Here is a 12,439-nt window from a genome sequence, read left to right on the forward strand (position 1 = left end):
CCTTCTCATATTCATCAAGCAAAGGAGCAAGGCCAATGAGTGCAGAACTGAACGGCAAGCGAGTGGCTTTCCTGGTCACCGACGGCTTCGAGCAAGTGGAACTGACAGGCCCTCGCGAGGCCCTGGAACAGAGCGGCGCGGTGGTGGACATCCTCAGCGACAAGGAGGGAACGGTACGCGGCTGGAACCACGACCAGCCGGCCGATGAATTCGCCGTGGACGCAACCTTCGAAAGCGCCCACCTGGACCTCTACGATGCCCTGGTGTTGCCCGGCGGCGTGCAAAATTCTGACACGATTCGGTTGATCCCCGCTGCGCAGAAACTGGTGAAAAGCCACGATTCGGCTGGCAAGCCGCTGGCGGTGATCTGCCATGGTGGCTGGTTGCTGGTGTCGTGCGGGTTAACCAAGGGCAAGCGGCTGACCAGCTACAAGACCCTGCAGGACGACATCCGCAATGCAGGGGGGGACTGGGTGGATGAAGAAGTGGTAGTCGATGGCAACCTGATCACCAGCCGCCAACCCGATGACATTCCGGCGTTCAACCAGCAACTGATCAAGGCATTGGCAGCCTGACGCCATCTCATGGCCTACGCGAGACCTGTAGGAGCGGCCTTGTGTCGCGAAAGGGCCGCAAAGCGGCCCCGGCAATTTATGCGCCGCTGCTGAAGTTCCGGGGACCGATGCGCAGCCCTTTCGCGACGCAAGGCCGCTCCTGCAAGGGACGCGTGCCCAGGCAACAGGCTATAATCCCGCTCTTTTTTCCCGGAGCGACGTCATGTCCCTGCCCAGCCTACGCCTCAAAGCCAACGCCGACCGCCGCCTGCGCGCCGGCCACCTGTGGGTCTACAGCAACGAAGTCGACGTCAGCGCGACCCCGCTGCAAGGCTTCCAGGCCGGCCAGCAGGCTGTTCTCGAGGCAGCCAATGGCAAGCCGCTGGGCATCGTCGCGCTGAGCCCGAACAACCTGATCTGCGCGCGCCTGCTGTCGCGTGATATCAAGCTGCCGCTGGACAAATCGCTGCTGGTGCACCGCCTCAACGTCGCCCTGTCGCTGCGCGAGCGCCTGTTCGACCAGCCGTGCTACCGCCTGGTCTACGGCGACTCCGACTTGCTGCCAGGCCTGGTGGTAGACCGCTTCTTCGACATCCTCGTGGTGCAACTGGCCTCAGCCACCATGGAAGCGCACAAGGATGACGTGATTGCAGCGCTGGTTCAGGTGCTCAAGCCCAGCGGCATCCTGTTCAAGAACGATTCCGCCGCGCGTGACGCCGAAGGCCTGCAGCGCTACGTCGAGACCGTTTACGGTGAAGTCCCGGACTGGGTGCCGCTGGAAGAGAACGGCGTCAAATTCGAAGCCCCGGTACGCGAAGGCCAGAAGACCGGCTGGTTCTACGACCACCGCATGAACCGTGCACGCCTGGCGCCGTACGTGAAAGGCAAGCGCGTGCTCGACCTGTTCAGCTACATCGGTGGCTGGGGCGTGCAGGCCGGCGCCTTCGGCGCCAGCGAAGTGTTCTGCGTGGATGCCTCGGGCTTCGCCCTGGACGGCGTCGAGCGCAACGCCGCGCTGAACGGCATCAGCGAGAAGCTGACCTGCATCGAAGGTGATGTGTTCGAAGCCCTTCGCGAACTGAAGGCCGCCGAAGAGCGCTTCGACGTGATCATTGCCGACCCACCCGCCTTCATCAAGCGCAAGAAGGACCTGAAAAACGGCGAAGCAGCCTACCGCCGCCTCAACGAGCAGGCCATGCGCATGCTGAGCAAGGACGGCATCCTGGTCAGCGCATCGTGCTCGATGCACCTGCCCGAGGACGACCTGCACAACATCCTGCTGACCAGCTCCCGCCATCTGGACCGCAATATGCAATTGCTCGAGCGCGGCGGCCAGGGCCCGGACCATCCGGTGCACCCGGCCATCGCCGAAACCCGCTACATCAAGAGCATTACCTGTCGGTTGCTGCCCAACAGCTGACAGACAAGGCAACTCTGACCCTGTGGGAGCGGGTCTACCCGCGAATGCGATGGCGTGGCTACCGCCGTCTTCGCGGGTGAACCCGCTCCCACAGAGTCCCCTCAGGCTTCAAAAGGGCCAACTATCCATATCTGCATTCCCTCGCCGCGCCAGCGGTGTAGAATCGGCCTATTCATCGCCAGTCATCCCCGGCGGGTTTATGAGCTCTGCCCAAGCACGCGGCGATCCCGCGCGGTCTTCGGCCCCCATCCGTGCCAGTGGCAACCGGCCTGCGGCGCAAAGGACATAGAGAAGCTCACTCCCCTTTTAGTGACCTGATTAAGCCGCCAGGAGTGTTTCATGCCTGATTATCGTTCCAAGACTTCCACCCAAGGCCGCAACATGGCCGGCGCCCGTGCCCTGTGGCGTGCCACCGGGATGAAGGACGAAGACTTCAAGAAGCCGATCATCGCCATCGCCAACTCGTTCACCCAGTTCGTCCCGGGCCACGTGCACCTGAAGGACCTGGGCCAGCTGGTCGCCCGCGAAATCGAACGCGCCGGTGGCGTGGCCAAGGAATTCAACACCATCGCGGTCGATGACGGCATCGCCATGGGCCACGATGGCATGCTCTACTCGCTGCCAAGCCGCGAGATCATCGCCGACGCCGTGGAGTACATGGTCAACGCCCACTGCGCCGACGCCATCGTGTGCATCTCCAACTGTGACAAGATCACCCCCGGCATGCTGATGGCTGCCCTGCGCCTGAACATCCCGGTAATCTTCGTGTCCGGCGGCCCGATGGAAGCCGGCAAGACCAAGCTGGCCAGCCACGGCCTGGACCTGGTCGACGCCATGGTCATTGCCGCCGACTCCTCGGCTTCCGACGAAAAAGTCGCCGAATACGAGCGCAGCGCCTGCCCGACCTGCGGTTCGTGCTCCGGCATGTTCACCGCCAACTCGATGAACTGCCTGACCGAAGCCCTGGGCCTGGCCCTGCCCGGCAACGGTTCGACCCTGGCCACCCACGCCGACCGCGAACAGCTGTTCCTCACCGCCGGCCGCACCATCGTCGAGCTGTGCAAGCGTTACTACGGCGAGAACGATGAGTCGGTACTGCCGCGCAACATCGCCAATTTCAAGGCGTTCGAGAACGCCATGATGCTCGACATCGCCATGGGTGGGTCGACCAACACCATCCTGCACCTGCTGGCTGCAGCCCAGGAAGCCGAGGTAGCGTTCGACCTGCGCGACATCGATCGCCTGTCGCGCAAGGTGCCACAGCTGTGCAAGGTTGCGCCGAACATCCAGAAGTATCATATGGAAGACGTGCACCGTGCCGGCGGCATCTTCAGCATCCTCGGCTCGCTGGCCCGTGGCGGCCTGCTGCACACCGACCTGCCGACCGTGCACAGCCGCAGCATGGAAGAAGCCATCGCCAAGTGGGACATCACCCAGACCGATGACGAAGCCGTGCACACCTTCTTCAAGGCCGGCCCTGCCGGCATCCCGACCCAGACCGCGTTCAGCCAGTCGACCCGCTGGCCGAGCCTGGACCTGGACCGTGCCGAAGGCTGCATCCGCAGTGTCGAGCACGCCTATTCGCAGGAAGGCGGCCTGGCCGTGCTGTACGGCAACATCGCGCTGGACGGCTGCGTGGTGAAAACTGCCGGCGTCGACGAGTCGATCCACGTATTCGAAGGCACCGCGAAGATCTTCGAGAGCCAGGACAGCGCCGTACGCGGCATCCTCGCTGACGAAGTGAAGGCCGGCGACATCGTGATCATCCGCTACGAAGGCCCGAAAGGTGGCCCGGGCATGCAGGAAATGCTGTACCCGACCTCGTACCTGAAGTCCAAGGGCCTGGGCAAGGCTTGTGCCCTGCTCACCGACGGCCGCTTCTCGGGCGGCACCTCGGGCCTGTCGATCGGCCACGCCTCGCCGGAAGCCGCCGCTGGCGGCGCCATCGGCCTGGTGCGCGACGGCGACAAGGTGCTGATCGACATCCCGAACCGTTCGATCAACCTGCAGGTCAGCGACGAAGAGCTGGCCGAGCGCCGAGTCGAGCAGGACAAGAAGGGCTGGAAACCGGCTGAAGTACGCCCACGCAAAGTGACCACCGCGCTGAAGGCCTATGCCCTGCTGGCGACCAGTGCCGACAAGGGTGCTGTGCGTAACAAGGCGATGCTCGAAGGGCTGTGAGGCTCTGAAGGTGTGAAAGAAGAACCGGCGCCCAGAGCGCCGGTTTTTTTATGCCTGCAAGGGCCCTTTCGCGGGTAAACCCGCTCCCACAGGTACAGCGCCTGACTCAAAGGCAGTGGGGTCCTTGTGGGAGCGGGTTTACCCGCGAAGAGGCCTCTCCCACAGGTACGGTGCCTGGCTCAAAGGCTGTGGGGTCTCTGTGGGAGCGGGCGCGCCCGCGAAGAGGCCAGCACAGGCACCCCATGGCTTACTGAATCTGCTCCGGCGTCACGATCACCCAGTTCTTGTCCGCCGTCACCGGCAGCCCTTCCTTGGCCTGCGCCGCGGCATTCCTGGCAATCATCCCGTTCATCTGATCCATGTACTTGGCCTTGCGGTTTATCCACAAGTGGATGCCGCCTTTGCCCACATCCACCCCATGAAACTGCATGTAGCCATCGCTGGTCGGCGTATCGCCCCCCACCAGCACCGGCTTCTTCCACTCATCGATGTAGGTCAGGATCGCCGCCTGCTTGCCCGCCATCCAGGTGGCCGGGGTCCACAGGTACGGGGTCAGCTCCAGCCCCACGTTAGCCTTGGCATCATACTGCCCGGCGCTGATCTGCTTGCGTGCGGTGGTCAACTGGCCGCTGGCGCGGTCCTTCAGCAACAGGCTGACGCCAATCACGTTCTGCGGCTTCACGTTGTAGCCGTACTTGGGGTCCGACGCGACCATGCGCACCAGCTCCTCGGAAGCGGCGGAAATCACGTAGACCTCGATACCGTTCTCCATCAGCTTGTTGTACAGCTCGGTCTGGCCCTTGAAGACCTTGGGCGGCTGTACCTCGATGGCCTTGACCTGGTCCCCTTCGTAATAGGTGGCGGGGATCGGCTTGCCCGAGGCCATTAGCTCATCCACCTGCACTTTCAGCTCCTGCAGGGTAAAGCCGGAGAATACCTGGGCCACCCACGGGTAACAGACCATGTCATCGACTTCGCACAGCCGGTAGTAGTAGCTGAACAGGCTTTCCTTATGCTCGGCGGTGTCCTTGAACGGCATCAGCTTCAACGAGGGGTCGAGCTTGTCGCGGCTCAGCAGGCCTTTGTTTTCCATGAACGGCAGCAAGGCCTCTTCAAGGTCGTAGCGGTAACTGGTGTTGTCCATGTCGAACACCGCGTAGTTACCCTTGTTGGCATTGGCGGCAATCATGCTGTCGAGCTGCCTGGCTGCCTCGGCGGGCCAGTGTTTGAGCTCGGTGGCGAAGGTTTCGATACTGAACAGCAGGGACAGGCTGATGGCGACGGCTTTCGGAGCGAATTTCATGCATGAATCTCCTGAAATGACCCGGAAACGCTAGTGCAACAATCCCCGTCGACAGGCCTCGATAACGACCCTCATGCAACTGCAAACGCCTTGTTCATTGCAATCCGCGACACGCCGTTATTCCATAAACGACTATGCACATTCGATTTAGGTATAAATTCGTTTGTTTTCAGGCTGTTAGCATTTCCGTTCGCAATCGCTCACAGAGGCGATGCCTCTTCTGCTTTTTTCCGCTGGAGCTTCAATGAATCTGCCGCTGTCCCTTAATCTGCTGGCGTTCCTGGCCCTGCTGCTGGGCCTGGCACAAACCCGCCGCACCGACTGGAGCCTGGCCAAGAAGGTATTGCTGGGCCTGGTGCTGGGCGTGGTGTTCGGCCTGGTCCTGCATACCATCTATGGCGCTGGCCACCCTGTGCTCAAGGCCACCATCACCTGGCTCGACCTGGTCGGCAACGGCTATGTCGGCCTGTTGCAGATGATCGTCATGCCGCTGATCTTCGCCTCGATCCTGAGTGCCGTGGCGCGCCTGCACAACGCCTCTTCGCTGGGCCGCATCAGCGTGCTGAGCATCGGCACCCTGCTGCTGACCACCGCTATCGCTGCGTTGATCGGCATCGTCCTGACCAACCTGTTCGGCCTCAGCGCCGAAGGCCTGGTAGCTGGCGCGCAGGAAAGCGCGCGCATGCAGGTTATCCACAGCGACTACGCTGGCAAGGTTGCCGACCTCAACATCCCGCAGCTGCTGCTGTCGTTCATCCCCAGCAACCCGGTAGGTGACCTGGCACGGGCCAAGCCGACCTCGATCATCAGCGTGGTGATCTTTGCCGTGTTCCTCGGCCTGGCCGCACTGCAACTGATCAAGGACGATGCCGAGAAAGGCGAACGCGCGCTGACGGCCATCGACACCCTGCAGGCCTGGGTGATGCGCCTGGTGCGGGTGGTGATGAAGCTCACCCCGTATGGCGTTCTGGCGCTGATGACCAAGGTGGTGGCCAGCTCGAACATGGAAGACATCCTCAAGCTGGGCAGTTTCGTGGTGGTGTCCTATTTGGGTCTGGCGCTGATGTTCGTGGTGCACGGCGTTATCCTCGCCGCCACCGGCGTGAGCCCGCTGCGCTTCTTCCGCAAGGTGTGGCCGGTACTGACCTTCGCCTTCACCAGCCGCTCCAGCGCCGCAAGCATTCCGCTGAACATCGAAGCGCAAACCCGCCGCCTGGGCGTACCGCAGTCGATTGCCAGCTTCAGTGCATCGTTCGGGACCACCATTGGCCAGAACGGCTGCGCCGGCCTCTATCCCGCCATGTTGGCGGTGATGGTGGCACCGGCGGTGGGCATCGATACCTTCGACCCGCTGTGGATCGCCACCCTGGTGGCCATCGTCACCCTGAGTTCGGCAGGTGTTGCCGGTGTGGGTGGTGGTGCTACTTTCGCCGCCCTGATCGTGCTGCCGGCCATGGGCTTGCCGGTGGAACTGGTGGCGTTGCTGATTTCGGTAGAGCCGCTGATCGACATGGGCCGTACGGCGTTGAACGTGAACGGTTCGATGACCGCAGGGGTGGTGACCAGCCAGCTGCTGAAAGAGACCGACAAGAATATGCTGGCTGGCGATGAACATGCCGAGCTGAGCCATACCTGACGGATTGTCGAGCCACTGTGGGAGCGGCTTTAGCCGCGAACACCGGCGAAGCCGGTGCCATGCACCGCGTTGGATTCTTCGCGGGTGAACCCGCTCCCACAGGGACCGCGCAGGCCTCGACCTCACGTGGTCCCTGAGCGGCCTTGTGTCGCGATAGGCTGCAAAGCAGCCCCAAAATCTCAAACCCTGTCCCAAACCTCAAAGTGGTACGCAGGTTTACCTTCCTCAGCCTGCGCCTCGCTCGACACCAGCTTCCACTGCTCCCGATCAAACTCCGGGAACCAGGCATCCCCTTCCGGCGACAGCTCGACCCGCGTCAGGTACATCCGGCTGACCAACCCCTTCTCCAGCGCCTGCCCATACAGCTGCGCCCCGCCAATCAGCATCAGCTCATCGACACCCTTCTCTCGCGCCCACTGCTCGGCCCGCAGCAGCGCCTCTTCCAGCGATGCAAACACCTCGGCCCCCGCCAGTTCCAATCCCGCCTGGCGGCTGACGACGATATTCAAACGCCCCGGCAATGGCCTGCCCAGCGAGTCCCAGGTCTTGCGCCCCATGATGATCGGCTTGCCCAGGGTAGTGGCCTTGAAGTACTTGAAGTCCCCCGGCAGATGCCAGGGCATGGAGTTGTCGATGCCGATCACGCGGTTCTCGGCGTGAGCCGCGATCAGGCTGAGGGGGAGTGATGTATTCATGCCAGCGAGGATAGCACCGGGCGTGTGGGTTATGCTTCTGCCCTGACCTGTGCAATGGAAGACCTTGTGACCGCACCGACTTCACTGGACAAGCGCTGGCTCACCGAAGCGATACGCCTGCGCGAGGAACATGCCGGCCCCTTGGAGGACCAGGAAGCCAACCGCCGCGCCCGCCAGGCAGGCGGTGACCTGGCGGCCCGCATCGAAACCCGTGCCCTGTTCCTGGCCGAACGCGACGGCATCAGCACCGCCCTGCGCCACTGGAAACAGGGTGCACGCCTGGCGTTGCTGGCCTTGCTGGTGCTGGCCATGCTCAGCGGCGCAGGGTTGGCGCTGGCCGCCCTGGGCGACGGACAGCGCCCGGTGAATGTGTTCTGGGCTCTGGGCAGCCTGCTCGGGCTGAACCTGCTGATGCTGCTGGGCTGGGCCATCGGCTTTGCCCTGAGCGGCGAGCATGGCGCGGGGCTGGGCCGCCTGTGGCTATGGTTGAGCGAACGCTTTGCCCGCGACGCCAAGGCCGCGCACCTGGCACCGGCGCTGCTGGTGCTGCTGCAACGCCAGCGCCTCAACCGCTGGCTGCTCGGCCTGCTGGTGCATGGCCTGTGGCTGCTGGGGATGATCACCGCGCTGGGCATGCTGCTGGCCCTGCTGGCGACCCGGCGCTATGGCTTTGTCTGGGAGACCACCTTGCTCGCCGCCGACCCGTTCATCCACCTGACCCGGGCCCTGGGCGCACTGCCCTCGTTGCTGGGCTTCACGGTACCCGACGAGGCCATGATCCGCGCCAGCGGCGATAGCCAGCCGGCCCTGGACCTGGCGCGCCAGGCCTGGGCCAGCTGGCTGCTTGGCGTGGTGCTGGTGTACGGCCTGCTGCCGCGCCTGCTGTTGGCCGGGCTGAGCCTGTGGCGCTGGCGCCAAGGCCGCCAGCGCCTGGCGCCGGACCTCAGCCTGCCCGGTTACGCGCAATTGCGTGAAGCGCTGATGCCGCGCAGCGAACGCATCGGTGTCCAGGATGCCGCGCCCGAAGCACTGCCGCAGTTTGCCGCTGGCCAACTGGAAAGCGGCAGCAGTGGTGCCCTGCTGGTCGGCCTGGAGCTGGACGACCAGCACCCCTGGCCGCCCGCCCTGCCGAAAAACGTGACCAGTGCTGGCGTGCTCGACAGCCGCGAATCGCGCAACCGCCTGCTCGAACAGCTCAGCCGTTTTCCACCGGCACGCCTGGCCATCGCTTGCGACCCACGCCGCTCGCCCGACCGTGGCAGCCTGGCGCTGCTCGCCGAGCTGGCACGCAACGCCGGTGCCACCCGTATCTGGCTACTGCAGGCCGCACCGGGCGAGGCCCTGGACGCCCAGCGCCTGGGCGACTGGCACGAAGCCCTCGACCGCCTTGGCCTGGCGTATGCCGATACCTCGCCGCTGACCTGGCTGGAGCATGGCCATGACTGAGCCGCTGAAACTGGCCGTGGTCGGCCACACCAACGTCGGCAAGACCTCGCTGCTGCGCACCCTGACGCGCGATGTCGGCTTTGGCGAAGTCTCCCACCGCCCCAGCACCACCCGCCATGTGGAAGGTGCGCGGCTGTCGGTGGACGGCGAACCCTTGCTCGAGCTGTACGACACCCCGGGCCTGGAAGACGCCATCGCCCTGCTCGACTACCTCGAGCGCCTGGAGCGCCCGGGTGAGCGCCTGGATGGTCCGGCCCGCCTCGAGCGCTTTCTGCAAGGCAGCGAGGCACGCCAGCGTTTCGAGCAGGAAGCCAAGGTGCTACGCCAGCTGCTGGCCAGCAATGCCGGCTTGTATGTAATCGACGCCCGTGAACCGGTGCTGGCCAAATACCGCGACGAACTGGAAGTGCTGGCCAGCTGCGGCAAGCCGCTGCTACCGGTGCTCAATTTCGTCGCCAGCCATCAGCACCGCGAGCCGCAATGGCGTGAAGCCCTTGCCAGGCTTGGGCTTCACGCGTTGGTGCGGTTTGACAGCGTGGCACCGCCAGAGGATGGCGAGCGCCGTTTGTACGAAAGCCTGGCCCTGCTGCTGGAGGACGCCCGACCGGCCCTGCAGCGGCTGATCGATGACCAGCAGGCACAGCGCCTGGCGCGCCGGCACAGCGGCAAGCGCCTGATTGCCGAGCTGCTGCTGGACTGCGCCGCCTGCCGGCGCAGCGTCGAGGCCGACCCGGTTGCCGAAGCCCGGGCCATCGAGGCATTGCGGCAGGAGGTGCGCCAGCGCGAACAGCGCTGCGTCGAAGCACTGCTCAAGCTGTATGCCTTCCGCCGCGAGGACGCCCATCCCAGTGACCTGCCGTTGCTGGATGGCCGTTGGGGCGATGACCTGTTCAACCCCGAAACCTTGAAGCTGCTGGGCGTGCGCCTGGGCAGTGGTGTGGCCGCCGGTGCTGCGGCGGGTGCCGGGGTGGACCTGCTGGTCGGCGGCCTGACACTGGGGGCTGCCGCCCTGGCCGGGGCGATTGCCGGCGGCGCGCTGCAAACGGCGCGCAACTATGGTTCACGGTTGATGGGCAAGCTCAAGGGCAAGCGCGAGCTGACGGTGGACGATACGGTGTTGCGCTTGTTGGCCTTGCGTCAGCAGCAGTTGATGGTGGCGCTGGAAAACCGCGGGCATGCGGCGCAGGACAGCATTCGGCTGGGGGAACTGGATGAGAAAGCCTGGCGGGAGGGCAAGTTGCCGGAGGCGCTGAGCAAGGCGCGGGCGCACCCGCAATGGTCCACGTTGAACCCTGGGGCGAAGCTGAATCAGGCTGAGCGGCAGGAGCAGCTGGAGGCGCTGGTTTCACAATTCTGAGTGGGCAGGTCTGGCCTCTTCGCGGGCATGCCCGCTCCCACAGGTATCTCACATTCCTTGAGATGTGCGCTATTCCTGTGGGAGCGGGTTCACCCGCGAAGAGGCCGGCACAGGCAGCCCATCTCTCAAAGCAGTGCCAAAGCCCTCTGCTTCAACCCACCCAGATCAACCACCGGCACCCCAATCTCCTTGGCCATTTCATCCCACTCCCTCATCCGCAAGCTCACCTCGAACAGCGGATCCCGCTCGAACACATCCGCCTCGCCCTCACTCATCACGCCCCCCTGATACTCCAGGGTCCGCCGGCTCGCTTCACTCAAGCGCTGGTAATACCCAGGCTGGCGCAAAGTCAGGTAGCGCTTGGCCTCCACGTGATACTGCACCAGCCGCGCCATGCGCTCGCCGAAACCACAGCGGCGTAAATACTCGGCGCCGATGCGCTCATGGCTGACCACGCCATAGCCGCCCATGCTGGCGTCACCGCCGCACAGGTGGCCGATGTCGTGGAAGAACGCCGCCAGCACCACTTCGTCGTCGAAGCCTTCGGCCATGGCCAGTTGCGCGGCTTGGGACATGTGTTCGAGCTGGGTGATGGCTTCGCCAATGTAGTCGTCACTGCCATGGCGTTCGTACAGCGCGAAGGTGCTGACGATGATCTGGGCTGGGGTGGGCATCACTGTTTATTCCTGGCGGGATTACAGCAGTGGCTTCTTCGCGGGCATGCCCGCTCCCACAAGGATCGCACACAGCTGAAGGACTGCGTGGTACCTGTGGGAGCGGGTTCACCCGCGAAGAGGCCGGTGCAGGTTACTGCTGGGCCACCTTCTCCGACTTGCCGTCATAGCGCTTGCGCCACTCGGCCAGGATCTGGTCACGGTTCTTCGAGGCCCAGGCAAAGTCGTTCTTGATCAGGCGCTGTTCATAGTCCGCCGGCAGCTCGGTCTGCGGCTTGGCAATACCCGGCGCAGCCAGCACGGCAAAGTTCTCCTTGTACAGCTCCATGGCCGCCGGGCTTGCCGAGAAATCAGCCAGGCGCTTGGCCGCATCCGCTTTTGGCGAACCTTTGATCACCGCAGTCGCCTCGATCTCCCAACCCAGGCCTTCCTTCGGCAGCACGATATCCAGCGGCGCGCCCTGGCGCTTGAGCTGCACGGCCGGGTACTCGAACGAGATACCGATCGGGAATTCACCCGCTGCGGCAAGCTTGCACGGCTTGGAACCGGAATGAACGTACTGGCCGATGTTCTGGTGCAGCGCATCCATGTACGCCCAACCCTGCGGCTCGCCAAAAGTCTGCAACCACGCACTGACATCCAGGAAGCCGGTGCCGGACGAGGCCGGGTTAGGCATGACGATCTTGCCTTTGTACTCAGGCTTGGTCAGGTCCTGCCAGCTCACCGGCTTGCTCAGGCCCTGCTTCTCGGCCTCGATGGTATTGAAGCAGATGGTGGCGGCCCACACGTCCATACCGACCCAGGCTGGCGGGTTGGCAGCATCGCGGTAGTTGGCGGCAATCTTGCCCAGGTCCTTCGGTGCATAGGCTTCGAGCATGCCGTTCTGGTCGAGGATGGCCAGGCTGGAAGCGGCCAGGCCCCACACCGCGTCGGCTTGCGGGCGGTCTTTCTCGGCCAGCAGCTTGGCAGTGATGATGCCGGTGGAGTCACGGACCCACTTGATCTCGATGTCCGGGTTGACCTTCTCGAAGGCCTGCTTGTAGCTCTTCAGCTGTTCGGCTTCCAGGGCGGTGTAGACCGTCAGCTGGGTACCAGCGGCCGAAGCCTGCAGGCTGAACACGGCGGAAACGGCAGCGGCAAGTGCAAGGTGCTTGTACATGGGTAGGTTCCCTA

General features: G+C 64.0%; 10 protein-coding genes. 6 read left to right on the forward strand and 4 right to left on the reverse strand.

Annotated features, from left to right (window positions below; translation table 11 throughout):
* The first annotated feature begins 35 nt into the window (after positions 1–35).
* The 3 genes from RIN61_RS10440 (at position 36) to ilvD (ending at position 4,155) form a co-directional block, all read left to right on the forward strand.
* Positions 36–575 (forward strand): type 1 glutamine amidotransferase domain-containing protein, encoded by a 540-nt coding sequence (locus RIN61_RS10440; protein ID WP_112249723.1) that lies wholly within the window; start codon positions 36–38, stop codon positions 573–575.
* A gap of 202 nt (positions 576–777) precedes the next feature.
* The gene (locus RIN61_RS10445; protein ID WP_313857047.1) at positions 778–1,974 is read left to right on the forward strand and encodes a class I SAM-dependent rRNA methyltransferase; all 1,197 of its coding nucleotides are present in this window, start codon (positions 778–780) and stop codon (positions 1,972–1,974) included.
* 339 nt (positions 1,975–2,313) lie between these two features.
* The gene (gene ilvD, locus RIN61_RS10450; protein WP_112249726.1) at positions 2,314–4,155 is read left to right on the forward strand and encodes a dihydroxy-acid dehydratase; all 1,842 of its coding nucleotides are present in this window, start codon (positions 2,314–2,316) and stop codon (positions 4,153–4,155) included.
* 247 nt (positions 4,156–4,402) lie between these two features.
* On the opposite strand, the gene RIN61_RS10455 is transcribed toward ilvD, so the two are convergent.
* Positions 4,403–5,458, reverse strand: coding sequence for an HAD family hydrolase (locus RIN61_RS10455; RefSeq protein WP_112249727.1), 1,056 nt, complete (start codon positions 5,456–5,458; stop codon positions 4,403–4,405).
* Positions 5,459–5,702: 244 nt separating this feature from the next.
* Here RIN61_RS10455 and RIN61_RS10460 point away from each other — a divergent pair, with 244 nt between their 5' ends.
* Positions 5,703–7,094: an L-cystine transporter gene (locus RIN61_RS10460; RefSeq protein ID WP_313857052.1), complete on the forward strand. Its 1,392-nt coding sequence runs from the start codon at positions 5,703–5,705 to the stop codon at positions 7,092–7,094.
* A gap of 179 nt (positions 7,095–7,273) precedes the next feature.
* Here RIN61_RS10460 and RIN61_RS10465 read toward each other — a convergent pair whose 3' ends face one another.
* Complete coding sequence (locus RIN61_RS10465) at positions 7,274–7,789, reverse strand: dihydrofolate reductase (protein ID WP_112249729.1); 516 nt, start codon at positions 7,787–7,789, stop codon at positions 7,274–7,276.
* 54 nt (positions 7,790–7,843) lie between these two features.
* Here RIN61_RS10465 and RIN61_RS10470 point away from each other — a divergent pair, with 54 nt between their 5' ends.
* Positions 7,844–9,235 carry a DUF2868 domain-containing protein gene (locus tag RIN61_RS10470; RefSeq protein ID WP_207879181.1) on the forward strand — a complete coding sequence of 464 codons (1,392 nt, stop codon included), beginning with the start codon at positions 7,844–7,846 and terminating at the stop codon, positions 9,233–9,235.
* Positions 9,228–10,592, forward strand: coding sequence for a GTPase/DUF3482 domain-containing protein (locus RIN61_RS10475; RefSeq protein ID WP_313857055.1), 1,365 nt, complete (start codon positions 9,228–9,230; stop codon positions 10,590–10,592). Before RIN61_RS10470 ends, RIN61_RS10475 begins: the two co-directional genes overlap by 8 nt.
* Positions 10,593–10,717: 125 nt before the next feature.
* Here the strand turns inward: RIN61_RS10475 and RIN61_RS10480 are convergent, their stop codons facing one another.
* Positions 10,718–11,266: a phosphonate degradation HD-domain oxygenase gene (locus RIN61_RS10480; RefSeq protein ID WP_313857057.1), complete on the reverse strand. Its 549-nt coding sequence runs from the start codon at positions 11,264–11,266 to the stop codon at positions 10,718–10,720.
* 133 nt (positions 11,267–11,399) lie between these two features.
* Positions 11,400–12,425, reverse strand: coding sequence for a putative 2-aminoethylphosphonate ABC transporter substrate-binding protein (locus RIN61_RS10485; RefSeq protein WP_313857060.1), 1,026 nt, complete (start codon positions 12,423–12,425; stop codon positions 11,400–11,402).
* Between the last annotated feature and the right edge of the window lie 14 nt (positions 12,426–12,439).

The organism is Pseudomonas inefficax, from assembly GCF_032164165.1.
GTDB classification, from domain to species: domain Bacteria; phylum Pseudomonadota; class Gammaproteobacteria; order Pseudomonadales; family Pseudomonadaceae; genus Aquipseudomonas; species Aquipseudomonas inefficax.